Source organism: Hydrogenophaga sp. H7, assembly GCF_002025745.1.
In the GTDB taxonomy this organism is placed as follows: domain Bacteria; phylum Pseudomonadota; class Gammaproteobacteria; order Burkholderiales; family Burkholderiaceae_C; genus Hydrogenophaga; species Hydrogenophaga pseudoflava.
The window spans coordinates 33,890-56,002 of record NZ_MCIC01000017.1; the positions used below are offsets into that span (position 1 = coordinate 33,890).

Annotated in this window: 24 protein-coding genes; 19 read left to right on the forward strand and 5 right to left on the reverse strand. The window is 68.3% G+C overall.

Annotated elements, in window-relative coordinates:
• Positions 1–3: 3 nt before the first annotated feature.
• A complete protein-coding gene (locus BC358_RS15840; RefSeq protein WP_079366595.1) occupies positions 4–1,464 on the forward strand; it encodes a TrkH family potassium uptake protein in 1,461 nt (486 codons plus the stop codon).
• 31 nt (positions 1,465–1,495) lie between these two features.
• Here BC358_RS15840 and BC358_RS15845 read toward each other — a convergent pair whose 3' ends face one another.
• On the reverse strand, positions 1,496–2,203 hold the full coding sequence (locus tag BC358_RS15845) for a glutathione S-transferase N-terminal domain-containing protein (RefSeq protein WP_079366596.1): 708 nt from the start codon (positions 2,201–2,203) through the stop codon (positions 1,496–1,498).
• 101 nt (positions 2,204–2,304) lie between these two features.
• Here BC358_RS15845 and BC358_RS15850 point away from each other — a divergent pair, with 101 nt between their 5' ends.
• The 4 genes from BC358_RS15850 to BC358_RS22145 are packed head-to-tail and all read left to right on the forward strand — an operon-like array spanning position 2,305 to position 4,693.
• Positions 2,305–2,736, forward strand: a complete 432-nt coding sequence (locus tag BC358_RS15850) for a rhodanese-like domain-containing protein (protein WP_066155311.1) — start codon at positions 2,305–2,307, stop codon at positions 2,734–2,736.
• A complete protein-coding gene (locus tag BC358_RS15855; RefSeq protein WP_066155308.1) occupies positions 2,733–3,131 on the forward strand; it encodes a YchJ family protein in 399 nt (132 codons plus the stop codon). Before BC358_RS15850 ends, BC358_RS15855 begins: the two co-directional genes overlap by 4 nt.
• Positions 3,131–3,793 carry an HAD family phosphatase gene (locus tag BC358_RS15860; protein WP_066155306.1) on the forward strand — a complete coding sequence of 221 codons (663 nt, stop codon included), beginning with the start codon at positions 3,131–3,133 and terminating at the stop codon, positions 3,791–3,793. The genes BC358_RS15855 and BC358_RS15860 overlap by 1 nt, the downstream gene beginning before the upstream one ends.
• 9 nt (positions 3,794–3,802) lie before the next feature.
• Positions 3,803–4,693 (forward strand): hypothetical protein, encoded by an 891-nt coding sequence (locus tag BC358_RS22145; RefSeq protein WP_079366597.1) that lies wholly within the window; start codon positions 3,803–3,805, stop codon positions 4,691–4,693.
• Between the two features lie 46 nt (positions 4,694–4,739).
• On the opposite strand, the gene BC358_RS15870 is transcribed toward BC358_RS22145, so the two are convergent.
• A complete protein-coding gene (locus BC358_RS15870; protein WP_066155301.1) occupies positions 4,740–5,204 on the reverse strand; it encodes a DUF2846 domain-containing protein in 465 nt (154 codons plus the stop codon).
• Between the two features lie 191 nt (positions 5,205–5,395).
• Positions 5,396–5,890: a DUF1499 domain-containing protein gene (locus BC358_RS15875; protein ID WP_079366598.1), complete on the reverse strand. Its 495-nt coding sequence runs from the start codon at positions 5,888–5,890 to the stop codon at positions 5,396–5,398.
• Between the two features lie 715 nt (positions 5,891–6,605).
• Between BC358_RS15875 and BC358_RS15880 the strand changes: the two genes are divergently transcribed.
• On the forward strand, positions 6,606–7,517 hold the full coding sequence (locus BC358_RS15880) for a bifunctional GNAT family N-acetyltransferase/nucleoside diphosphate kinase regulator (protein ID WP_066155443.1): 912 nt from the start codon (positions 6,606–6,608) through the stop codon (positions 7,515–7,517).
• Positions 7,518–7,583: 66 nt separating this feature from the next.
• On the opposite strand, the gene BC358_RS15885 is transcribed toward BC358_RS15880, so the two are convergent.
• Positions 7,584–8,627, reverse strand: a complete 1,044-nt coding sequence (locus BC358_RS15885) for an AraC family transcriptional regulator (protein ID WP_256861542.1) — start codon at positions 8,625–8,627, stop codon at positions 7,584–7,586.
• A 115-nt stretch (positions 8,628–8,742) separates the two neighbouring features.
• Here BC358_RS15885 and BC358_RS15890 point away from each other — a divergent pair, with 115 nt between their 5' ends.
• The 13 genes from BC358_RS15890 to BC358_RS15950 all read left to right on the forward strand — a co-directional run bounded on the left by BC358_RS15890 (position 8,743) and on the right by BC358_RS15950 (position 20,892).
• The gene (locus BC358_RS15890; RefSeq protein ID WP_079366600.1) at positions 8,743–10,446 is read left to right on the forward strand and encodes an AMP-binding protein; all 1,704 of its coding nucleotides are present in this window, start codon (positions 8,743–8,745) and stop codon (positions 10,444–10,446) included.
• Positions 10,447–10,459: 13 nt separating this feature from the next.
• Positions 10,460–12,082: a carboxyl transferase domain-containing protein gene (locus BC358_RS15895; RefSeq protein ID WP_079366601.1), complete on the forward strand. Its 1,623-nt coding sequence runs from the start codon at positions 10,460–10,462 to the stop codon at positions 12,080–12,082.
• A gap of 7 nt (positions 12,083–12,089) precedes the next feature.
• A complete protein-coding gene (locus BC358_RS15900) occupies positions 12,090–12,599 on the forward strand; it encodes a DinB family protein (protein WP_079366602.1) in 510 nt (169 codons plus the stop codon).
• Positions 12,596–13,393 carry an enoyl-CoA hydratase/isomerase family protein gene (locus tag BC358_RS15905; RefSeq protein WP_241559612.1) on the forward strand — a complete coding sequence of 266 codons (798 nt, stop codon included), beginning with the start codon at positions 12,596–12,598 and terminating at the stop codon, positions 13,391–13,393. Before BC358_RS15900 ends, BC358_RS15905 begins: the two co-directional genes overlap by 4 nt.
• 30 nt (positions 13,394–13,423) lie before the next feature.
• Positions 13,424–14,164 carry a DUF4126 domain-containing protein gene (locus BC358_RS15910; RefSeq protein ID WP_079366603.1) on the forward strand — a complete coding sequence of 247 codons (741 nt, stop codon included), beginning with the start codon at positions 13,424–13,426 and terminating at the stop codon, positions 14,162–14,164.
• A gap of 10 nt (positions 14,165–14,174) precedes the next feature.
• On the forward strand, positions 14,175–16,199 hold the full coding sequence (locus tag BC358_RS15915) for an acetyl/propionyl/methylcrotonyl-CoA carboxylase subunit alpha (RefSeq protein WP_079366604.1): 2,025 nt from the start codon (positions 14,175–14,177) through the stop codon (positions 16,197–16,199).
• 119 nt (positions 16,200–16,318) lie between these two features.
• Positions 16,319–17,239 carry a glyoxylate/hydroxypyruvate reductase A gene (locus BC358_RS15920; RefSeq protein WP_079366605.1) on the forward strand — a complete coding sequence of 307 codons (921 nt, stop codon included), beginning with the start codon at positions 16,319–16,321 and terminating at the stop codon, positions 17,237–17,239.
• A 14-nt stretch (positions 17,240–17,253) separates the two neighbouring features.
• Positions 17,254–18,162 carry a hydroxymethylglutaryl-CoA lyase gene (locus tag BC358_RS15925; protein ID WP_079366606.1) on the forward strand — a complete coding sequence of 303 codons (909 nt, stop codon included), beginning with the start codon at positions 17,254–17,256 and terminating at the stop codon, positions 18,160–18,162.
• Positions 18,163–18,167: 5 nt separating this feature from the next.
• Positions 18,168–18,812 carry a LysE family transporter gene (locus BC358_RS15930; RefSeq protein WP_079366821.1) on the forward strand — a complete coding sequence of 215 codons (645 nt, stop codon included), beginning with the start codon at positions 18,168–18,170 and terminating at the stop codon, positions 18,810–18,812.
• Positions 18,813–18,832: 20 nt separating this feature from the next.
• Positions 18,833–19,348 carry a YbaK/EbsC family protein gene (locus BC358_RS15935; protein ID WP_079366607.1) on the forward strand — a complete coding sequence of 172 codons (516 nt, stop codon included), beginning with the start codon at positions 18,833–18,835 and terminating at the stop codon, positions 19,346–19,348.
• Positions 19,349–19,358: 10 nt separating this feature from the next.
• Positions 19,359–19,631 carry a DUF1289 domain-containing protein gene (locus tag BC358_RS15940; RefSeq protein WP_079366608.1) on the forward strand — a complete coding sequence of 91 codons (273 nt, stop codon included), beginning with the start codon at positions 19,359–19,361 and terminating at the stop codon, positions 19,629–19,631.
• Positions 19,631–20,332 (forward strand): 2-hydroxychromene-2-carboxylate isomerase, encoded by a 702-nt coding sequence (locus BC358_RS15945; protein WP_256861543.1) that lies wholly within the window; start codon positions 19,631–19,633, stop codon positions 20,330–20,332. Before BC358_RS15940 ends, BC358_RS15945 begins: the two co-directional genes overlap by 1 nt.
• A 122-nt stretch (positions 20,333–20,454) precedes the next feature.
• Positions 20,455–20,892, forward strand: a complete 438-nt coding sequence (locus BC358_RS15950) for a universal stress protein (RefSeq protein ID WP_066155259.1) — start codon at positions 20,455–20,457, stop codon at positions 20,890–20,892.
• A 7-nt stretch (positions 20,893–20,899) separates the two neighbouring features.
• Here the strand turns inward: BC358_RS15950 and BC358_RS15955 are convergent, their stop codons facing one another.
• Entirely contained in the window at positions 20,900–22,030 is a 1,131-nt protein-coding gene (locus BC358_RS15955; protein WP_079366610.1) for an ABC transporter substrate-binding protein, read from the reverse strand.
• Between the last annotated feature and the right edge of the window lie 83 nt (positions 22,031–22,113).

The window sequence follows — 22,113 nt, forward strand, 5'->3', positions numbered from 1 at the left end:
TCCATGCGCATGCTGTTTCCCGCGCTCAACGTGTTCTCGCGCGTGCTGGTGGCGTTCGCCTTCGCCTTCCTGGTGCCGCTGGCCTGGGCCTGGAGCGAGGACCACGAGCAGTACCGCTACGTCTGGGAGGGTTCGTTCGCGCTGGCCGCCGCCAGCGGCTGGCTGCTCTGGGTCCTGACGCGCAGCCACCGGCGCGAACTGCAGGCGCGCGACGGCTTTCTGCTCGTCAACATGGTCTGGCTGCTGCTGCCCGCTTTCTCGGCGGTGCCGCTGATGTTCACCGTGCCCGACATCAGCTGGAGCAAGGCCTACTTCGAAGCCATGAGCGCGCTGACCGCCACCGGTGCCACCGCGTTGTCGGGGCTGGACGCGCTGCCGGTGTCGGTCAATGTCTGGCGCTGCTTCCTGCAGCTCATCGGCGGCCTGGGCATCATGCTGCTGGTGGTGGCGGTGCTGCCCATGCTGGGCCTGGGCGGCATGCAGCTCTACAAGGCGGAGACGCCCGGCCCGATGAAGGACACCAAGTTCACCCCGCGCATCGCCGAAACGGCGCGCGGCCTCTGGGGCGTGTACTTCCTGTTCTCGGGCGCCTGCCTGCTGGCCTACCGCTGGGCCGGTATGGGCTGGGCCGACGCCTTCATGCACATGTGCACCACCATGGGTCTGGGCGGGTTTTCGTCTTACGACGCGAGCCTGGGCCACTTCGACTCGCTGCGGGTGGAGCTGGTGGCGACCTTCTTCATGGCCATCTCGGGCATCAGCTTCGTGCGCTACTTCGTGGTGCTGCGCACCCGCAGGCTGACCCCGCTGACGCACGACCGCGAGATCCGCACCTACGTGGCGGTGCTGCTGGTGGCCATCCTGCTGGTGGCGCTGCTGCTGATGGTGCACGGCGTGCACACCCGTTTCGAGGACGCGCTGCGCGACAGCGCCTTCCACGTGGTGTCGATGGCCACCACCACCGGCTACGCCACCACCGACTTTTCCCAGTGGCCGGTGTTCGCGCCGGTGCTGCTGATCTTCCTGGGCACCTTCGTCTCGTGCGCCGGCTCCACCGGCGGCGGCATCAAGATGGTCCGCATGATCCTGCTGATCAAGCAGGCGCGGCGCGAGCTGGTGCGCATCATCCACCCGCGGGTGGTCAACCCGGTCACGCTGGGCGGGCAGGTGGTGCCTCTGCCGGTGATGACGTCCGTGCTGGGCTACATGCTGATCTACGGTGCCGCCACCATGGGCCTGACCTTCCTGATGCTGTTCACCGGGCTGGACATCGTCACCGCGTTCAGCGCGGTGGTGGCCACGGTCAACAACATCGGTCCGGGGCTGGGCCAGGTCGGCCCGGCCAGCAACTTCGGCGTGCTGGGCGACCTGCAGCTGAACATGCTGAGCTTTGCGATGGTGCTCGGGCGGCTGGAGCTGCTGTCGTTCCTCGTGCTCTTCACAGGCGCGTTCTGGAGGCGTTGAAACCGGGCGCAGCCGGCCTCAACGAGGGCGCTCAGTTCGGTGCGGCGGGGATGGCCAGGCCTTTTTCCACCGCGGGACGGGCCACGAAGGCAGCCAGCACGCGCTGCACCTCGGTGAATTCGCTATAGCCCACCAGGTCGCCCGCCTTGTAGCGCTCGACCAGGTTGCGCACCCAGGGCAGGATGGCGATGTCGGCAACCGTGTACTCGTCGCCCATGATCCAGCTGCGGCCCTTCAGGCGCTGGTTCAGCACGCCCAGCAGGCGCTTCGATTCGCCGGTGTAGCGGTCGCGCGGGCGCTTGTCTTCGTAGTCCTTGCCACCGAAGACGGTGAAGAAGCCCACCTGGCCGAACATCGGGCCGACGCCGCCCATCTGGAACATCAGCCACTGCAGGGTTTCGTAGCGGCGCGCCGGGTCGGCGGGCAGGAACTTGCCTGTCTTCTCGGCCAGGTAGACCAGGATCGCGCCCGACTCCCACAGCGCCAGCGGCTGGCCACCGGGGCCGTTCGGGTCCAGGATCGCCGGGATCTTGTTGTTCGGGTTGAGCGACAGGAACTCGGGTGTGAACTGGTCGTTGGTGTCGAAGCTCACGCGGTGCACCTCGTAGGGCAGGCCACATTCCTCCAGCATGATCGAGACCTTCACGCCGTTGGGCGTGGGCAGGCTGTAGAGCTGCAGGCGGTCGGGGTGCTCTGCGGGCCACTTGCGGGTGACGGGAAAAGCGGACAGGTCGGTCATGTCAATCTCCTTTGCGGCCCGTACCCTAGCAGCTTGGCGCCGGCCCTGCAGGGCACGCTACGATGGCCTTTTCGCCCACCCACCGGACAGGAGACACCACCATGCCGATCACCAAGGGGTTCCGCGCCCTCGTCGACGAAGCCAACGCGCAGATCACCACCTACAGCGTCGAACAGGTGCGCGCCCGCATGGGCAGCGACCCGACGCTGCAGATCGTCGACATCCGCGACCCGCGCGAGCTGGAGCGCGAAGGCACGGTGCCCGGCTGCGTGCACGCGCCGCGCGGCATGCTGGAGTTCTGGGTCGACCCCGACTCGCCCTATTTCAAGCCGGTGTTCGGCGACGAGGGCAAGGAGTTCGTGCTGTTCTGCGGCGCCGGCTGGCGCAGCGCGCTGGCCACCAAGGCGCTCAAGGACATGGGCATGACCAACGTGGCGCACATCGACGGCGGCTTCACCGCCTGGGTGAAGGCGGGCGCGCCCACGGAAACACTGGAAGCGCACAAGGCGGCCAGCAAGGCGGCGCGCGGATGAGCGTTGGCACCGCATGCCCCTGTGGCCGCACCGATGCGCGCGGCCGCGCGACGGCCTACGAAGCATGCTGCGGCCGCTACCTCGACCACGACACCCCTGCGCCCGACGCCGAGTGCCTGATGCGCTCGCGCTACAGCGCCTTCGTGCTCGGCCGGGTGGGCTATCTGGAAGCCAGCTGGCACGCCAGCACCCGGCCCGCCGGGCTCACGCTGGAGCCGGGGCAGAAATGGCTGGGGCTGGAGGTGAAGCGGCACCGCGTGATCGATGCCGAGCACGCCGAGGTCGAGTTCGTCGCCCGTTCGCGCCTGGGCGGGCGCGGCGTGCGCCTGCACGAAACCAGCCGCTTCGTGCGCGAGGGCGGGCGCTGGTACTACGTTGACGGAGACATGCATTGATGGAACGGTTTGACGCGGTCCTGTTCGACTGCGATGGCGTGCTGGTGGACAGCGAGCCCATCACCAACGGCGTGCTGCGCCAGATGCTCAACGAGGCGGGCTGGGCGCTCACACCCGCCGAGTGCGAACACCATTTCATCGGCCGCGCGGTGCGCGACCAGCGCGCGCTCATCGAAGCCGAGACTGGAAAGCCGCTCACCGAAGAGTGGATGCGCGCCTTCTACGCGCGCCGCAATGAGCGCCTGGTGGCCGAGTTGCAGGCCGTCGCCGGCGCGCTGGACGCGGTCATCGCCGCGCACGGCCACACGGCGGGCCGCATCGCCTGCGCTTCGGGTGCCGACCGGCCCAAGGTGGTGATGCAGATCGGCATGGCCGGCATGGCGCCGTACTTCGGGGAGCGCATCTTCAGCGGCCACGACCTGCCGCGCTCCAAGCCGCACCCCGACGTCTACCTCGCCGCGGCCGCGCACCTGGGCGTGGACCCCGCGCGCTGCCTGGTGATCGAAGACACCGCCACCGGCGCGCAGGCGGGCCTCGCCGCGGGCGCCACCGTCTGGGGCTACTGCCCGCACGGCGACGGCCGCGCCTTCGGCGGCCTGCCGGTGGCTCGGGTGATGCAGCACATGGGCGAACTGGTGCAGCACCTCGCCCCGCTGCGGTAAAAACAGGCCATGCCCATCACCCGCCGACAACTCCTGCTCCGTTCTTCCGCTCTGCCGCTGGCCAGCCTGGGCTTGGCGGGTTGCGCCACCGTCGACAAACCCAGCGTGCAGGCGCGGCTGCAGGGCCGTTCCATCACCGTCATCAGCACCGTGGGCACCACGCTGCGCTTGTCCTGGCGCGGCACCACGCCGTTCAACAACGAATTCGGCGAGGCCTTCGTGCCCGGCTGGGGCCTCAAGGAACAGCTGGAGAACAGCACGGTGGAACTGCTCAAGGCCTCGGGGCGCTTCTCCAGCGTGCAGCGCGTCACCATCACCTCGACCCGCCGCGAAGAAGCGCTCAAGGAGCTGAAGGAACTCAAGACCCCCACCGACCACGTGCTGCTGCTCTCGGCCGCACCCTCGGGCGACAGCCTCTGGGACACCCGGGAGGGGTTCAACGGTCTGGGCATTGCCCAGCGCAGCATCGTGCGGGTGAACACCGAATCCGCCGCGCACGTCTCGCTGCGCGCCGACCTGCTGGTGCCCAGCACCTTCGGCGCGGTGCTCGGTGAGGCCACGGTGAACACCGCCCAGCGAGTGCCCGCACCGGCCCTGCTGACCGGCCCGCGGCTCAATGAAGATGTGGCGGCTGCGGCGCGCGAATCGCTGAAAGTGCAGGTGGACGCGGCGCTGCAGAGCCTGGTGAGCCAGCTGGGGCTGGGCAAGGCGGTGGTGCCTGCGCCGGCACCCGCTGCGGCGCCAACGGCTTCGCCGCTCGCACCACCCGCTCCGGCTCCGGCGGCGCCGACGGTACAGCCCGCCAGGCCGTCGGCAAGCGCCCATCCGGTGGCGCCGACGGCGGTGGAGGGGCGGGGGATTCCAGGGCCGTCGGCGGATGGGGCGCCAGCGGGACGCTGACGCTGCGCGGAATCCATGTCCTAGAGTTCAGATGTGGGTGATCAACCTATTTGGTTGAGCTGCAGTTTCCGGGAAGAGCCATGTCCAGTTCCACCACATCGGTCATGCCTTGCCTTTCCTGAACCTGCACAAGCCCCGCTCCGCCAACAAATGCGCCCATCTTGATGAACTGCTTGATGAAGTAGTTCTTGCCTGACTCAAAAAGGAGTTCCAGGCTGTTTGGAGAAAACTCGGATTCCGTGTCGATTCGGTGGGTTTTACCGCCCTCAACCTCGGTGTAGAAGAAAACGTCTGGCGCGCTTTCTCCGATGCATTTGTCGTCCACCCAGATGTCTTTTTTGAGTGCCCGGCCCATGTAGCTGTTTCTGTAGATGTAGAGGCCAGCATTCCCAGGGCTGGGCGGATTGAACTCCTTGGCCTTCGCCGATTGTTCCTTGGATGCCATGTTCACGGATGCGCATCCGGACATGAGCAGGGCGGCGGCGATGACAGCGATAGATGTAATCTTCATTGAATTTTTGTTGCGATGGCTTGTAAATAGGGAAGGTGCACGCCCATTCGATTGGTTGCGCGCGTGCAGTGTATTCGGTCAAAAAACTGGAATCGGTTGCTTCCGATCGAGGGGAGGGAAAGTCGACCGCGCTGAATTGCGATTCGCTTTGAAAAGACTCTGAAGGTCGGCAGCCGGTGGTGCCGGGGCTCTCAGTTCAATGCGGCCAACCCCGTCCGCAACGTCTCCACCCGCTCCCGGTTCACCCCGAAGTCCTTGCGCCCCACGCGCGAGGCCGAGCGCACCTGCACCACCTGCTGGACCGGGTCGACCCAGAGTTCGAGGTCGTCGACGAATTTCATCCAGCGCGTGGTGCACTGGGCGTAGAGGTAGCCGTCGCCTCCGTCCTCAACGATCGTCACGCCCGGCATGTCCTGCAGCAGCTGCCGGAGGCGGGCCAGGGTGGCGGGGCCGTCGCCTTGGAGCGGCAGCGGCGCAATCTCGGCGTAGGCGCGCATGGGGTGGTCGGGGTAGAGACCGGCCTGGCTGCTGACGCTGTTTTCAGTGGCAGAGGGTGGTTTGAGCCGGCCGTCTTTCACACCGAGGTCGTCGGGCATGCGACCGCCGAGCAGCCCGAGCTGTCCGGCCAGCACAAGAGTGGTGACCGCTACCAGCAAGGCGCACAAGGTCCATTTGAGCAGTGCCATCAGGGTCTCCGGGTGAGGCGTCACCTATTGTGGCGCGTGGCTATTGGACGTGATGTCAACGCGCACAGGCTCGTCTTTCGGTGGCCGAAGCGGTGACCGATCCACGGTGTTGCGCAGGATCCCCCGCGCCGGGGGGTGTGCGTAGCCCCGGGGTGTCAACCTCGTCGGCTGATGATCTGAACGGGAGCCCTCCGCTGAACCCATTCGGCGGCAGCGGGGGCGGGCCGGGTTTGACAGGCTTCCTGGCATCGCCCTATAGTCGAGCCATGGCGTTGTTGTCGCACTCCATTCCAATGACATTCGCACCCTGTGTGGCGTCGAAGCGGGGTGGTGCAGCGCTGTTCCACCCGGAACGGCCCAGAGTCTGCTTGACGGCCGCAGACTCCTAAGCCCGGCGATACGCGTTACTCGCAGCGCATCATCCCTATCGCCGGGCTCATCTGAAGCGAGACAGTGGTCGACCGCATGCGGTCCCGCACATTCAGATCTCGCGCTTTCCCTCTTCGCGTCGTAGACGTGCTTTCTCAGCACGTTGTGTTCTTGCACGTGACGACGCTTGCTCGCCCCTCCGTGGTTCCTTGATGCCCGTTCCTTGACGTTCGGTGCTGAACCATCTTTGTCAAACAGGAGTTTTATGAATGTTCACCACCACAGTCTTTGGCCGCCGCCCGACAACGCCAACTGCCACAGCAGGGTGCTCGCAGGCGCTGTCGAGATGAACACACCTTTCATTGCCCTTTGCCCCGAGATCACGCGCTCCAACGCGCTGACGCTGACGGACTGGCTGGAGGATGAGGCGGTCACTCGCTACTTGAGCGATTCGCGCAACGTCTCCCGAATGATCGAGCAGGTTCTCGGTCGGGTTCAGTTGCCCATCCTGACCCATTTGTTCAACCAGGGCGGGCGGTTCTTCATGGCCTGCGACCAGCACGACGTGCCGGTGGGCTTTGTGCGTCTGGTCAAGACGGGGTCGAACTGCGAGATGGTCCTGGTCATTGGGAACCGCGACAACTGGGGGCGCAAGCTTGGCGCGAGCGCGATCCGAGAAGGCATGAAGCTCGCCTTCTTCGAGATGCGGGCCGAGAGGCTCATCGCCAACATCCACCCGGACAACGTTAGATCATTGAACGCTTTCCTGCGAAGTGGCTTCGTGCTGCACAGCGAAACGCCAACGATCAAGTCGCTGGTCATGGAATCGGCGCGCTATCTCAGACTGTTGCGGGAAAGTCCTGCGGTTCATGTCGCCGACATTCACATCACCGAGGTCGACAAGGCCCGTCTCAGGAGCTTGGTCGACCTCGAGCCAGGGTCGGAGATTTTCGAGCTGGAGCACGAAATCGAGCGCGCCGTCGTCGTCGATCCCAGGGAGGTGGCGGAGGACGTTGTCACGATGAACTCAAGGGCCTTGCTGAAGGTGGATGACGAAGAGCGGGAGGTTGTGCTGGTATACCCGGAAGATGCAGACGATCACGCAGGGAAGCTGTCGGTGTTCTCCGGTATCGGCACCGCGATCCTGGGCTACAAGGAAGGCGATGCCTTCAATTGGCGGATGCCGAACCGGACTTGCCACATCCGCATTGGCAAGGTGCTGTATCAGCCGGAGGCTGCGGGCCACTACCACCTGTAGGTCGGCACGGAGTGCATTCGCTGCGGATCGCGTCTGAGCCGCTGTGGCGCCTGCCACGGTCGCGCTTCACCGCATGGCCCTCCACTCGCCCGGAGCCATCCCGGTCCAGGTTTTGAACGCGCGGATGAAGCTCTTTTCGTTCAGGAAGCCGGTCGCCGCGGCAATCTGCTTGATGGGGCGATTCGTGCGCTGCAGCAGCGCCATCGCGCGCTCGCGCCGCACCTCGTCTTTCAGGGCCTGCAGCGTGGCGCCTTCTTCCTTCAGTTGCCGGTGCAGGGTGCGCGCCGAGGTGTGGAGCAGGGCGGCCAGGTCGTCGGCGTTGTGGGCGTCCTGGGGCTGACTCAGCAGCACCTGCCGCACCCGCTGCACCAGCAGGCGGTCGCGCCGGTAGGGGCGGACCTGGATGGGCAGCGCGCGCTGCAGCATCTGGTTCATCGCGGCCTCGTCGCGCTTGATCGGCAGGGCCAGGTAGCGGGCATCGAAGCGGATCGAGGTGTCTTCCGCATCAAAGCGCGTCGGACCGTCGAACAGCACGCGGTAGGTCTCGGCGTGCGGCGGCGCGGAGTAGGGGAAGCTGGCGCCCAGCAGCGGGATGCGCGAGTCCACGAACCAGCAGGCCAGGCCGTGGATATTGCGCAGCACCGAGACGAAGCAGAACTCGCGCAGCGAACCGTCGCCGCCGGGCGGACGGTGTTCGCCGAGCACGATGCGGGCCTCGTCGCCCTCGGTCTGGACGGCGAGCGTGATGTCGCGCGTGAGCAGGCCGTGGTGGCGGCACCAGCGCTTGAGCGCCACGCCCAGCGTCGGCGCCGACAGCGAGGCGCGGGCGAGCATCCCGTAGCTGCCCCAGGGCAGGGGGCGGGCGAACCAGCCCAGACCTTCGTCGTCGAGCTCCTGCATGGCGGCGGCCGACAGCCACTCCATCTGCAGGGCGGTGATGCGGGCGCCGGGCCGGTCCAGATCGGCTGGCGCGATTTGTGCGGCGGCGAGCGCGGCGTCGGGCGCCAGCTGCCGCAGCGCATAGGCGCGTGCAATCGCCTGCACAAAGGCCATCGGGGTGGCCGCGACGACAGTGCTGCGAGCGTGGGCGTTCGGGCGCGGGGCGGGCATGGCCGGAGTCTGCCACGTATGGCGCGATTTGTAACCTGTTTGCCCGCCCCGAAACCGGGGCAGGCCGCTATGCTGGTGACCGGATTTCGCCTGTACGCCAGAGGAGACAAACCCCATGGACCTGACGCTGAGCCACGCCGCGGGCCGCACCGATGTGCCCCTGATCGAACAGACCATCGGCGCCTTCTTCGACGCCATGGCCGCGCGCCACCCGCAGCGCGAGGCGCTGGTGAGCGTGCACCAGGGCCGGCGCTACACCTACGCCGCGCTGGCGGCCGAGGTGGACCGGCTGGCCAGCGCGCTGCTGGGCCTGGGCCTGAAGCCGGGCGACCGCATCGGCATCTGGTCGCACAACAATGTGGAATGGGTGCTGATGCAGCTGGCGACCGCCAAGGTCGGCCTGGTGCTGGTGAACATCAACCCCGCCTACCGCACGGCCGAGCTGGAGTACGCGCTCAACAAGGTGGGCTGCAAGGCGCTGGTGTCGATGGCAACCTTCAAGACCAGCGACTACCTGGGCATGCTGCGCGAGCTGGCGCCCGAGCTGGCCACCTGCGCGCCCGGCGCGCTGCAATCGGCGCGCCTGCCGGCGCTGCGCACGGTGGCCTGGATCGACGTGGCGGGCGAGGGCACCGAGCAGCCGGGCATGCAACGCTTCTCCGCGCTGCTGGCCAGCGGCCAGGTGGGCGACCCGCGCGTGGCGCAGGCCGCCGCGGGCCTGACAGCGAACGACCCGATCAACATCCAGTTCACCAGCGGCACCACGGGCTTTCCCAAGGGCGCCACGCTGACCCACCGCAACATCCTGAACAACGGCTTCTTCATCGGCGAGTGCATGAAGCTCACGCCGGACGACCGTCTGTGCATCCCGGTGCCGCTGTACCACTGCTTCGGCATGGTGCTGGGCAACCTGGCCTGCTTCACGCACGGCAGCACCGTGGTCTACCCCAGCGACGCCTTCGACCCGCTGGCCGTGCTGCAGACGGTGCAGGCCGAAAAGTGCACCGGCCTGCACGGCGTGCCGACCATGTTCATCGCCGAGCTGGACCACCCGCGCTTCAAGGAGTTCGACCTGCACACCCTGCGCACCGGCATCATGGCCGGCTCGCCCTGCCCGGTGGAAGTGATGAAGCGGGTGCAGGCCGACATGCACATGGGCGAGGTGACGATTGCCTACGGCATGACCGAGACCAGCCCGGTGAGCTGCCAGAGCAGCACCGACACCCCGCTGGACAAGCGTGTGTCCACCGTGGGCCTGGTGCAGCCGCACCTGGAAGTGAAGATCGTCAACCCCGAAACCGGTGCTACCGTGCCACGCGGCGAGCGCGGCGAATTCTGCACCAAGGGCTATTCGGTGATGCACGGCTACTGGGGCGACCCGGCCAAGACGCGCGAAGCCATCGACGCCGACGGCTGGATGCACACCGGCGACCTCGCCACCATGGACAGCGAGGGCTACGTCAACATCGTCGGCCGCATCAAGGACATGGTGATCCGCGGTGGCGAAAACATCTACCCGCGCGAGATCGAAGAATTCCTCTACCGCATGCCGCAGGTGCAGGACGTGCAGGTGGTCGGCGTGCCCGACCAGAAGTACGGCGAAGAGTTGTGCGCCTGGGTCATCGTCAAGCCCGGCCAGAGCCTGGACGAGGACGCCGTGCGCGCCTTCTGCAAGGGCCAGATCGCGCACTACAAGGTGCCCCGCTACATCCGCTTCGTCGACGCCTTCCCGATGACGGTGACCGGCAAGATCCAGAAGTTCAAGATCCGCGACGCCATGAAGGACCAGCTGGGGCTGGCCGAAGCCAAGACCGCCTGAACCAGAGCACACCATGCCCGCACTCGACACCAAACTCAACGCCCGCTCCGCCGACTTCCAGGCCAACGCCGCCGCCATGCGCGCGGTGGTCGACGACCTGAAGGCGCAGATCCAGAAGGCCACGCTCGGCGGTGGCGAGGCCGCCCGCGCCAAACACACCGCACGCGGCAAGCTGCTGCCACGCGACCGGGTGCAGATGCTGCTGGACCCGGGCACGCCGTTTCTGGAGCTCAGCCCGCTGGCCGCGATGGGCATGTACCCGGACCGCGACGGCAGCGACAGCGCGCCCTGCGCGGGTGTCATCGCCGGCATCGGCCGCGTCAGTGGCGTGGACTGCATGATTGTCTGCAACGACGCGACGGTGAAGGGCGGCACCTACTACCCGCTGACCGTGAAGAAGCACCTGCGCGCGCAGGAAGTGGCGCAGCAGAACAACCTGCCCTGCATCTACCTGGTGGACTCGGGCGGCGCCAACCTGCCGAACCAGGACGAGGTCTTCCCCGACCGCGACCACTTCGGCCGCATCTTCTTCAACCAGGCCAACATGAGCGCGCAGGGCATCGCGCAGATCGCGGTGGTCATGGGCTCGTGCACGGCCGGCGGCGCCTACGTGCCGGCCATGAGCGACGAGACCATCATCGTCAAGAACCAGGGCACCATTTTCCTGGGAGGCCCGCCGCTGGTGAAGGCCGCCACCGGCGAGGTGGTGAGCGCCGAGGACCTGGGTGGTGGCGACGTGCACACGCGCCTGAGCGGCGTGGCCGACCACCTGGCGCAGAACGACCTGCACGCGCTGGCCCTGGCGCGCCAGGCGGTGAAGAACCTCAACGCCCGCAAGGTCCCGCCGATCACGACCATCGACCCGGTCGCGCCGCTGTACCCGGCCGAGGAGCTGTACGGCGTGATCCCGACCGACACGCGCAAGCCGTTTGACGTGCGCGAGATCATCGCCCGCATCGTCGACGGCTCGGAGTTCGACGAGTTCAAGGCGCGCTTCGGCACCACCCTGGTCTGCGGCTTCGCGCGCATCGAAGGCATGCCGGTCGGCATCATCGCCAACAACGGCATCCTGTTTTCCGAGTCGGCGCTCAAGGGCGCGCACTTCATCGAACTGTGCTGCCAGCGCAAGACGCCGCTGGTCTTCCTGCAGAACATCACCGGCTTCATGGTCGGCCGCAAGTACGAGAACGAAGGCATCGCGCGCAACGGCGCCAAGATGGTGACGGCCGTGGCCACCGCTGCGGTGCCCAAGTTCACCGTCATCATCGGCGGCAGCTTCGGCGCCGGCAACTACGGCATGTGCGGCCGGGCCTACAGCCCGCGCTTCCTGTGGATGTGGCCGAACGCGCGCATCAGCGTGATGGGTGGTGAGCAGGCCGCGAGCGTGCTGGCCACCGTCAAGCGCGACGGCATCGAGTCCAAGGGCGGCAGCTGGAGCGCTGAAGAAGAGGCGGCCTTCAAGGCTCCCATCAAGGAGCAGTACGAGGTGCAGGGCCACCCGTACTACGCCACCGCGCGCCTGTGGGACGACGGCGTGATCGACCCGGCCGACACGCGCCGCGTGCTGGCCCTGGGCCTCTCCGCCTCGCTGAACGCGCCGATCCCGGACACCAAGTTCGGCCTGTTCCGCATGTGAGGTCGGCATGGACGCCCGCGCCCACTTCCTGCAGCTCGCCCGCTACAACGTGTGGGCCACACGCCGCCTGCTCGACGCGGTGGCGAATGTGTCCGAGGCCGACTACCGCAAGGACGTGGGCCTGTTCTTCAAGAGCATCCACGGCACGCTGAACCACCTGCTGGTGGGCGAGCACATGCTGTGGTATCCGCGTTTTGCCCGGGGCGTCTCGCCCAAGGTGGAGCTGAACGCCGAGGTCGAGCCCGACCGCGACCGGCTGGGCCAGGCGCTCAAGGGCGGCGCGGCCAACTGGCTGCCTCTGATCGAGGGCTGGCCCGCCGAGCGCTTCGACGGGGCCCTGAACTACACCAACATGCGCGGCCAGGTGATGAGCCTGCCCTTTGCGCCTACGCTGGCCCACGTGTTCAACCACGGCACGCACCACCGCGGCCAGATCACAGCGGCGCTGACCGCGCTGGGTCACGCCAGCCCGGAGCTGGACCTGGTGTACCTGCTGCAAGAGGAAGCCTCGAAATGACGACCCCCACGACCATGGCCCTGACCGTCAAGGTGCAGGACCGCACCGCCCGCATCACGCTCACCCGCCCCGAAGTGCGCAATGCCTTCAACGACGAAGTGATCCAGCAGCTCAAGGCCGCGTTTGAAAGCGTGGGTGCGCGCGACGACGTGCGCGCCGTGGTGCTGGCGGCCGAGGGCCCGGCCTTCTGCGCCGGCGCCGACCTGAACTGGATGCGCCGCATGGCCGACTACACGCGCGACGAGAACATCGCCGACGCCGGCCAGCTCGCCGCCATGCTCAAGGCCATCTACGAGTGCCCCAAGCCGACCATCGCCGCCGTGCAGGGCGACGTGTTCGCCGGTGGCATGGGCCTGGTCGCGGCCTGCGACATGGCGGTCAGCGTGCGCACCGCGACCTACTGCCTGTCCGAGGTGAAGCTGGGCCTGATCCCGGCCACCATCAGCCCCTACGTGATCCGAGCCATGGGCGCGCGCGCCGCGCACCGCTACTTCCTCACCGCCGAGCGTTTCTCCGCCGAGGAGGCGCACCGCATCGGCTTCGTGCACGAACTCGTGGACGCCGATGCGCTGGAGACCAAGGTGGCCGAACTGGCTCAGGCGCTGGTGAGCGCCAGCCCGGCGGCCGTGCGAGCCTGCAAGCGCCTGGTGCAGGACGTGGCCGAACGCACCATCGACGACGCGCTTATTGCCGCGACGGTGGAAGGCATTGCCGACATCCGCGCGAGTGACGAAGGCCGCGAAGGTGTGGCGTCTTTTCTGCAGAAGCGCAAACCCGCCTGGCTGGCGGGGTAATCTGGTCCTTTCCCTTCAGGAGGACACGGCATGAACGCGATCTGGAACAGCTTCGTGGAATGGCTCAGGGGCTTCGGCGCCCAGGCCGGACAGCAGGCGGCCGAGGCCGGCGCGCAGATCGGCGGCCAGGTCGCCGAGGGTGTGGGCGCGGCCGCCAGCCAGCTGGACATGACCAGCCTGCTCGCGCTCGCTGCCGCACTGGGCTGGGCCAGCGGTTTCCGCCTCTACGCGGTGGTCTTCCTCGTCGGTTCCATGGGGCTGGTGGGCTGGCTGCCGCTGCCCGAGGGTCTGCAGGTGCTGCAGCACCCGGCGGTGCTCGCGGCCAGCGGCGCGCTGCTGTTCGTCGAGTTTTTTGCCGACAAGATCCCGGGCCTGGACTCGCTCTGGGACATCGTCAACAGCGTGGTCCGTGTGCCGGCCGGCGCCGCGCTGGCCGCCGGCGTGTTCGGCGCCGACAACGCCACCATGGCCGTGGTGGCCGCGCTGCTGGGCGGCACGTTGGCCGCCAGCAGCCAGGCGGCCAAGACCAGCACGCGCGCGGCCATCAACACCTCGCCCGAGCCCTTCTCCAACGTCGCCATGAGCCTGGTCGAGGACGGCCTGGTGATCGGTGCCGTCTGGCTCGCGACCAGCCACCCGGTGGTCTTCGGCATCCTGCTGCTGATCGCGCTGGTGCTGATGTGGATCGTCACCTGGATGCTGTTCAAGTTCCTGCGTGCGGCGTTCCGCCGTCTGCGCAACCTGTTCTCCCCCGACTCCGCTCCCGCATAGGAAAAGCCGCATGTTCTCCAAGATCCTGATCGCCAACCGCGGCGAAATCGCCTGCCGTGTCGCCGCCACCGCCCGCCGCCTGGGCGTGCGCACCGTGGCCGTGTACTCCGACGCCGATGCGAACGCCAAGCACGTGGCCGCCTGCGACGAGTCGGTGCACATCGGCGGCAGCGCGCCCAAGCAGAGCTACCTGCAGTGGGAACGCATCATCGACGCCGCCCGGGCCACGGGCGCGCAGGCCATCCACCCCGGCTACGGCTTCCTGAGCGAGAACGAGGCCTTTGCCGACGCCTGCGCGAAAGCGGGTCTGGTCTTCATCGGCCCGCCCTCGTCGGCGATCCAGGCCATGGGCCTGAAGGCCGAGTCCAAGCGCCTGATGGAGCAGGCCGGCGTGCCGCTGGTGCCGGGCTACCACGGCGAAGACCAGGACCCGGCGCTGCTGCAGCGCGAGGCCGACCGCATCGGCTACCCGGTGCTGATCAAGGCCAGCGCGGGCGGCGGCGGCAAGGGCATGCGCGCGGTGGACAAGGCCGAGGACTTCGCCGCGGCGCTGGCGTCCTGCAAGCGCGAGGCCATCAACAGCTTCGGCAGCGACGCGGTGCTGATCGAGAAGTACGTGCAGCGCCCGCGCCACATTGAAATCCAGGTCTTCGGCGACACCCACGGTGACTGCGTCTACCTGTTCGAGCGCGACTGTTCGGTGCAGCGGCGCCACCAGAAGGTGCTGGAAGAAGCGCCCGCGCCGGGCATGACGCCCGCGCTGCGCCAGCAGATGGGCGAGGCGGCGGTGGCCGCGGCCAAGGCGGTGAACTATGTGGGCGCCGGCACGGTGGAGTTCATCGTCGAGCAGCCCGGCGGCTACGAGCATCCCGAGCAGATGCGCTTCTATTTCATGGAGATGAACACGCGCCTGCAGGTGGAGCACCCGGTGACCGAGGCCATCACCGGGCTCGATCTGGTCGAGTGGCAGCTGCGCGTCGCGTCGGGAGAGAAGCTGCCGCTGCAGCAGCACGAGCTGCGCATCCAAGGCCACGCCATCGAGGCGCGCATCTGCGCCGAGAACCCGGACAACAACTTCCTGCCCGCCACCGGTCGTCTGGACGTGTACCGCAAGCCCGCGCACGTGGCGTTCGAGCGCGGCGGGGTGCGCTTCGACGACGGCGTGCGCGAGGGCGATGTGATCAGCCCGTTCTACGACTCCATGGTCGCCAAGCTGATCGTGCACGGCGCCACGCGCGCCGAGGCGCTGGCCAAGCTGGACGCGGCGCTGGCGGCCACGCGCATCGTGGGCCTGGCGACCAATGTGCAGTTCCTGCGCCATGTGGTGCGCAGCGGCGCCTTCTCGTCCGCCAGGCTCGACACGGCGCTGATCCCGCGCGAGGCCGAGGCGCTGTTCAGCCAGGACCCGGTGGGCCGCACCCTGGCCGTGGCCGCTGCGGTGGCCCAGACCCTGGTGCACGAAAAGGCCGGTGAGGGCGCCGACCCGTTCTCGCGCACCGACGGCTGGCGGCCGTTCGGTCTGACCCAGCGCCGCTTCGACTTCGAATACCAGGGCGACGCGCTGACCGCGCAGCTGACCTACGGGCACGGCGGTGCGCTGCAACTGGCGGTGGGTGATGCCGACGCCGTGCTCAACTTCCAGGCCCAGCCGGCCGACAGCGGCACCGTGGTGGATCTGCAGTACAACGGCCAGCGCCAGACGGTGCAGTGCTGGCAGCTCGGCGAGAGCGTGCACCTGTTCTGCGACCGCGGCGCGACCGTGATCACCGAGCTGGACGCGCTGGCCCACGCTGGCGAGACCGCGGCCGAAGGCGGGCGCCTGACCGCGCCCATGCCGGGCAAGGTGGTGAGCTTTGCCGTCAAGGCCGGCGACACCGTCCGCAAGGGCCAGCCCCTGGCGGTGATGGAAGCCATGAAGATGGAGCACACCATCGCCGCGCCGGCCGACGGCACGGTGGCCGAGCTGCTGTTCGCACCCGGTGACCAGGTGGCCGAGGGCGCGGAACTGTTGAAGCTGGCGGTCGCCACCGCGTGAGCCCAAGGGTAAGAATGGGTGCCCCCACGCTCGGCACTGCGTGTCCGACGCTGCCCCCCCAAGGGGGCGCTCGTCGCCTTGGGGCGGCCCGGCGGCTCCGGGCCCGCTAAGCTCGGCGCATGAACATCACATTCTGCTGCACCGACACCAAGGCCGAGCCCTGGCTGGAGGGCCTGCGCGCGGCGCTGCCCGGCGCCACCGTCACCGTCTGGCAAGCCGGCGCGCCCCAGGCCGACCACGCCGTGGTCTGGGCGCCGCCCCAACAGTTTCTGGACGAACAGCCCGCGCTCAAGGGCCTGTTCAACATCGGTGCCGGCGTCGATGCGCTGCTGAAGCTGCGTCTGCCGCCAGGTGTGAAGGTCGTGCGTCTGGATGATGCGGGCATGTCGGTGCAGATGGCCGAGTACGTGTGCCACGCCGTGATCCGCCACTTCCGCGAGTTCGACGGCTACGAGGCCGACGTGAAGGCCGGCAAATGGTCGTACCGCAAACCGCGCGAGCGCAAGGACTTCCCGGTCGGCGTGATGGGGCTGGGCGTGCTCGGTGAGCGCGTGGCGAAGGCGCTGCGGGTGTTCGAGTTTCCGGTCTTCGGCTGGAGCCGCAGCCCCAAGGCCATCGAAGGTGTGGTGACCCACAGCGGCGAGGTCGGCTTGGACACCTTCCTCGGCAACAGCCGGGTGCTGGTGAACCTGCTGCCGCTCACGCCGGACACACGCGACATCCTCAACCGCAAGTCGCTGGGCCGGCTCAAGCCGGGCGGCTACCTGATCAACGTGGCGCGCGGCGCCCACCTGGTGGAAGACGACCTGCTGGCCCTGCTGGACAGCGGCCACATGGCCGGCGCCACGCTGGACGTGTTCCGCACCGAGCCGCTGCCCGCCGGCCACCCCTTCTGGCAGCACCCGAAAATCACCGTCACACCCCACACGTCGGCGCGCACGCTGCGCGACGAGAGCATTGCCCAGATCGCCGGCAAGATCCGCGCGCTCGAAGCCGGCCAGCCGGTGGCCGGTGTCGTGGACCCGGTCCGCGGCTATTGAAGAAGAGACACACCATGAACATCCCATCGAAAGTCCGCCTCATCGACGTCGGCCCGCGCGACGGCCTGCAGAACGAGAAGCAGCCGGTGCCGGCGGCGGTCAAGATCGAACTCGTGCAGCGTCTGCAGGCCGCGGGCCTGAAGGAGATCGAGGTCACGTCCTATGTGTCGCCCAAGTGGGTGCCGCAGATGGCCGACAACCACGAGGTGATGGCCGGCATGACGCGCCAGGGCGGCGTGCGCTACTCGGTGCTTACGCCCAACCTCAAGGGCTACGAGGCAGCGGTGCTCGACAAGCCCGACGAGATCGTCGTCTTCGGCGCCGCCAGCGAGGCCTTCAGCCAGAAGAACATCAACTGCTCCATCGCCGAGAGCATCGAGCGCTTCGCGCCGGTGGTCGCTGCTGCGAAGGCCGCCGGCATCGCGGTGCGCGGCGCCATGAGCTGCACCGTGGGTTGCCCCTACGAGGGCGACATCGCGCCCGAGCGCGTGGCTTACCTCGCGGGGCTGATGAAGGGCATCGGCGTCGAGCGCGTGGACGTGGCCGACACCATCGGCGTGGGCACGCCGCGCAAGGTGCAGGCGGCCATCGAGGCCACGCAGCGGCACTTCCCCATCGACCACATCAGCGGGCATTTCCACGACACCTATGGCCAGGCGCTGTCCAACACGCTGGCCGCGCTGGAACTGGGCGTCTGGAACTTCCAGTCGTCCGTGGCGGGGCTGGGCGGCTGCCCCTACGCCAAGGGCGCCACCGGCAACGTGGCCACCGAAGACGTGGTCTACCTGCTGCACGGCATGGGCAGCGAGACGGGCATCGACATCGACGCGCTGGTCGACGCCGGCCAGTTCATCAGCGATCACCTGGGCCGCCCGAGCGGCTCGCGCGTGGCGCGGGCGCTGCTGGCCAAGAGGGCAGGGTGATCGCCATGGAGTTCAGCGTCTGGCTGGCGTTCTTCGCGGCGTCCTGGGTGATCGCCATTTCGCCGGGTTCCGGCGCGGTGCTGTCGATGAGCCATGGCCTGGCCTATGGCGTGCGCCAGACCAGCGCGACGATCGCCGGCCTGCAGCTGGGACTGGCGGTGATCCTGCTGATCGCCGGGGTGGGCGTGGGCGCGCTGCTGCTGGCCTCGGCGGCCGCGTTCACCGTGGTCAAGTTGGTGGGCGCGGCCTACCTGATCTACCTAGGCGTGAAGCAGTGGCGCGCGCCGGTCGCGCAGCAGGCCCCCGCCGCCGGCGAGGCGCTGGTGAAGCACGCCGGCCTGCCGTCGGTGCGCGAGCGGGTGCTGACCGGCTTCATGACCAATGTGACCAACCCCAAGGGCATCGTGTTCATGGTGGCGGTGCTGCCGCAGTTCGTCGACCCGCAGCGGCCGCTGTGGCTGCAGCTGCTGATCCTGCTCGCCACCTCGGTGGGTGTGGACCTGATCGTGATGCACGGCTACGCCTTCCTGGCCTCGCGCGCGCAGCGCTGGCTGGCCACGGCGAAGGCGCGGCGCGCGCAGAACCGCGTGTTCGGCGGCGTGCTGATGGCCATGGGGGCGAGCCTGCTGCTGGTGCGCAAGGGCGGCTGAGCCCGCTACCATCGCGGGCCATGAACCTCTCTGCTTCCGTACCCCTTCCACCCGGCGTGCTGCGCGTGACCGAGGTGCTGGCCGCGCTGGGCCATCCGCATACGCCGGTGATGCTCGACGACGCGGCCCGGACCGCGCAGCAGGCCGCCGACGTGCTGGGCGTGGCCCTGGGCCAGATCGCCAAGAGCATCATCTTCCGCCGCAAGAGCGACGATGCGGCCGTGCTGGTCATCACCTCGGGCGACCTGCGCGTCGACGAAAAGAAGGTCCAGGCCATCGTCTGCGCCGAGGGCGGCAAGCTCGGTCGCGCCGATGCCGATTTCGTCAAGGCCAAGACCGGCTTCTCCATCGGTGGTGTGTCGCCGCTGGCGCACGCCGAGCCGCCGGTCACGCTGATCGACGACCAGCTGTTCCGCTTCGACGTGATCTGGGCCGCGGCCGGCCATCCGCACGGCGTGTTCCGCCTGAGCCCCGACGACCTCAAGCGGCTCACCGGCGCGCCTGTGCACGACGTGACCGCGCCCCCTTCCTCCTGAACCTTTCAAGATGTTCAAGAAACTCTTCGGCCGCCGCGAGGCATCACCGCCGCCGCGCCCCAAACCCCTGATCAACCTGGAGGACGCGCGTGCGCGCCACCTCGACCCCGAGGTGCCCTCGCCCTGCATCTCGGTCTGCCAGATGAACCCGGCCACCGGCCTGTGCAGCGGCTGCTACCGCACGGTCGACGAGATCGCCGGCTGGGGCCAGGCCGGCGAGACCCAGCGGCTGGCGATCTGGGAGCGCATCGAGGCGCGCCAGGTGCCGCGCTCCATCACCTGATGCCCTCCGCCGCCATGTCCGCCACCCTGCACGAGATCGACTTCTTCTACGACCCGATCTCGCCCTATGCCCACCTGGCCTTCGAGCGGCTGCCCCAGGCCCTCGAAGGGCTGAGCGTGCTGGTGCACTACCGCCCGGTGCTGTTCGCGGCGCTGCTCAAGGCGCACGGACAGCTCGGCCCAGCCGAGATCCCGTCCAAGCGCGACTGGACCTACCGCCAGGTGCTCTGGCTGGCGCAGCGCCACGGCGTGCGGCTGGACCTGCCGGCGATGCACCCCTTCAACCCGCTGCCGCTGCTGCGTCTGGGGCTGTGCGCCTCCACCGACGACGCGCCCGGCCAGACCAACCGGTATGTGACCGAGCAGCTGTTCCACCACGTCTGGCACGGCGGCGCCGATCCGCTCGACCCCGCGCGCCTGCTGGCCCTGCAATCGCAGCTGCAGGACCACATGCGGCAGCGCGACAAACCCTGGAACGAACCCGACAGCGAGGTGGTGAAGCAGCGGCTGCGCGACAACACCGAGCGGGCGCTGGCGCTGGGCCTGTTCGGCGTGCCGTCCATGGTCGCGGGTGGGCGGGTGTTCTGGGGGCTGGACGCGCTGCCGATGCTGCGCGAAAGCCTGGACGGCGCGGCGTGGTTCCAGTGCGGCGACTGGGAGGCGGCGCACCGTCTGCCCGTGGGCGTGCAGCGCAAGGCCTGAAGCGGCCTCATTGATCTCGCGCAGAGCCGCTGGCTCAGGATGCCACTAATATGACTGTGTCCTGGGCCTGTCCCGGCGCCCGGGCGCTCTGAGAAATGCGCTCACCCACAAGGAGATACGACATGTTCAAGAAAATCCTCGTCCCCACCGACGGTTCCGCGCTGGCCCTGCGTGCGGCCTCCACCGCGGTGCAGCTGGCCAAGGCGCACGGCGCCCAGGTGATCGGCGTCTACGTCATCGACCCGTTCCCCTACATCGGCATCGGGGACGCATCGGCCGCCGGCCTGCAGGCCTACCTGGCCGAATCGCGCAGCGTGGCCGGGCAGGCGCTGGATGAGCTGGGCAAGGTCTTCGCGGCCGAAGGCGTGCCGTTTGCCGGCGACACCATCGAGCGCAACGTGGTCTACGAAGGGGTGATCGAGACGGCGCAGGCCGAAGGCTGCGACCTGATCGTGATGGCCTCGCACGGCCGCCAGGGCGTCAAGGCGCTGGTGCTGGGCAGCGTGGCGCAGAAGGTGCTCACGCACACCCGCCTGCCGGTGCTGATCGTCAAGGACTGAGCGCTGCTCAGCGGCGGAACTTGCCGCCGCTGTCGATGATGGACAGGTCGACAAACTCCAGACCGGTGTGGTCGTTCGGCCCGAAGCCCACCTCAAGGCCGCCGATGTCCAGTTTGGACAGCCCTTCCAGCGCGTCGCGCAGCTTGGCCCGTGTCGGGTTGGCGCCGGCGCGCTGCAGGCCCGCCACCAGCACCTTGGCCGCCGCGAAGCCTTCCAGCATCGCCGGGCTCACGCCCTCCAGTCCCTTGGCCTTGGCCAGGTCCATCGCCTCCTTCACCATGGCCACCGAGAGCGAGCGCTCGTACGGGAAGACCTGGGTGACGATGGTGCCCGAGGCGTGGGTGCCCAGGGACTTCACGAAGCCGCCGGAGGCGTTGTTGGAGTTGGTGATGATCTGGGCGCGCGAGCCGGCCTTGCGGATGGCGGCCACGCCATCGGCCACCGCCACGCCCGAGCCGATGAACAGCACCGCCTGGGCGCCCGAGCTGGCGATGCGGGGGGCGATCGCGCTGAAGTCCCATTGGGCGCGGTCGAACTTCTCGATGAACAGCGGGCTCTTGCCCACCGACGAAAAGCCCTTCTGGGCGCCTTCGAGCAGGTCGGCGCCGAAGCTGTCCTCCACATGCAGCACGCCGATGCGGTCCATACCGATCAGGCTCAGGTGCTGCACCGCGCGCTCGGCCTCGCGCTGGTAGGTGGCGCGCACGTTGAACACCCACGGGTTGACGGGTCGGTGCAGCACCATGGCGCCGGTGGACGGGCCCACCAGGGGCAGCTTGGCGTCCGCCAGCACCGGCAGGATGGCCTGCGTGTGCGGGGTGCCGCGGTTCAGGAACAGGCCGACCACCTCCTTGTCGTCGGCCAGCTTCCGGGCGTTTTCGGCCGCCAGCTTGGGGTCGAACTTGTCGTCCAGCGACACCAGGTCGATCTTCTCTCCGTTCACCCCGCCTTTGGCGTTGATGGCGTCGAAGTACAGCCTGGCGCCGTCGGTGGTTTCTTTCACCCCGGCGGCCACGGGGCCGCTGAAGCCGGCGGTCTGGCCGATGCGGATCTGCGACCAGGCGGCTGCGGGCCAGGCCAGCGCAGCGGCCAGCCCCATGGCGCCGAGGGTCCGGCGCACGCTTGTTGTGTTTGTCATTCGTCTGTCTCCTTTGGGAGCGCCAGTCTAGGCAGCGGAGGGGACCGCGGCATTGGGGGAATGACGTAGCCCCCGGACAGCCC

Excerpts from the sequence above, each read along its gene's own strand:
- BC358_RS15840 (WP_079366595.1), top strand. The coding sequence starts at position 4 with ATGCGCATGCTGTTTCCCGCGCTCAACGTGTTCTCGCGCGTGCTGGTG.
- BC358_RS15845 (WP_079366596.1), bottom strand. The coding sequence starts at position 2,203 with ATGACCGACCTGTCCGCTTTTCCCGTCACCCGCAAGTGGCCCGCAGAG.
- BC358_RS15850 (WP_066155311.1), top strand. The coding sequence starts at position 2,305 with ATGCCGATCACCAAGGGGTTCCGCGCCCTCGTCGACGAAGCCAACGCG.
- BC358_RS15855 (WP_066155308.1), top strand. The coding sequence starts at position 2,733 with ATGAGCGTTGGCACCGCATGCCCCTGTGGCCGCACCGATGCGCGCGGC.
- BC358_RS15860 (WP_066155306.1), top strand. The coding sequence starts at position 3,131 with ATGGAACGGTTTGACGCGGTCCTGTTCGACTGCGATGGCGTGCTGGTG.
- BC358_RS22145 (WP_079366597.1), top strand. The coding sequence starts at position 3,803 with ATGCCCATCACCCGCCGACAACTCCTGCTCCGTTCTTCCGCTCTGCCG.
- BC358_RS15870 (WP_066155301.1), bottom strand. The coding sequence starts at position 5,204 with ATGAAGATTACATCTATCGCTGTCATCGCCGCCGCCCTGCTCATGTCC.
- BC358_RS15875 (WP_079366598.1), bottom strand. The coding sequence starts at position 5,890 with ATGGCACTGCTCAAATGGACCTTGTGCGCCTTGCTGGTAGCGGTCACC.
- BC358_RS15880 (WP_066155443.1), top strand. The coding sequence starts at position 6,606 with ATGAACACACCTTTCATTGCCCTTTGCCCCGAGATCACGCGCTCCAAC.
- BC358_RS15885 (WP_256861542.1), bottom strand. The coding sequence starts at position 8,627 with ATGCCCGCCCCGCGCCCGAACGCCCACGCTCGCAGCACTGTCGTCGCG.
- BC358_RS15890 (WP_079366600.1), top strand. The coding sequence starts at position 8,743 with ATGGACCTGACGCTGAGCCACGCCGCGGGCCGCACCGATGTGCCCCTG.
- BC358_RS15895 (WP_079366601.1), top strand. The coding sequence starts at position 10,460 with ATGCCCGCACTCGACACCAAACTCAACGCCCGCTCCGCCGACTTCCAG.
- BC358_RS15900 (WP_079366602.1), top strand. The coding sequence starts at position 12,090 with ATGGACGCCCGCGCCCACTTCCTGCAGCTCGCCCGCTACAACGTGTGG.
- BC358_RS15905 (WP_241559612.1), top strand. The coding sequence starts at position 12,596 with ATGACGACCCCCACGACCATGGCCCTGACCGTCAAGGTGCAGGACCGC.
- BC358_RS15910 (WP_079366603.1), top strand. The coding sequence starts at position 13,424 with ATGAACGCGATCTGGAACAGCTTCGTGGAATGGCTCAGGGGCTTCGGC.
- BC358_RS15915 (WP_079366604.1), top strand. The coding sequence starts at position 14,175 with ATGTTCTCCAAGATCCTGATCGCCAACCGCGGCGAAATCGCCTGCCGT.
- BC358_RS15920 (WP_079366605.1), top strand. The coding sequence starts at position 16,319 with ATGAACATCACATTCTGCTGCACCGACACCAAGGCCGAGCCCTGGCTG.
- BC358_RS15925 (WP_079366606.1), top strand. The coding sequence starts at position 17,254 with ATGAACATCCCATCGAAAGTCCGCCTCATCGACGTCGGCCCGCGCGAC.
- BC358_RS15930 (WP_079366821.1), top strand. The coding sequence starts at position 18,168 with ATGGAGTTCAGCGTCTGGCTGGCGTTCTTCGCGGCGTCCTGGGTGATC.
- BC358_RS15935 (WP_079366607.1), top strand. The coding sequence starts at position 18,833 with ATGAACCTCTCTGCTTCCGTACCCCTTCCACCCGGCGTGCTGCGCGTG.
- BC358_RS15940 (WP_079366608.1), top strand. The coding sequence starts at position 19,359 with ATGTTCAAGAAACTCTTCGGCCGCCGCGAGGCATCACCGCCGCCGCGC.
- BC358_RS15945 (WP_256861543.1), top strand. The coding sequence starts at position 19,631 with ATGCCCTCCGCCGCCATGTCCGCCACCCTGCACGAGATCGACTTCTTC.
- BC358_RS15950 (WP_066155259.1), top strand. The coding sequence starts at position 20,455 with ATGTTCAAGAAAATCCTCGTCCCCACCGACGGTTCCGCGCTGGCCCTG.
- BC358_RS15955 (WP_079366610.1), bottom strand. The coding sequence starts at position 22,030 with ATGACAAACACAACAAGCGTGCGCCGGACCCTCGGCGCCATGGGGCTG.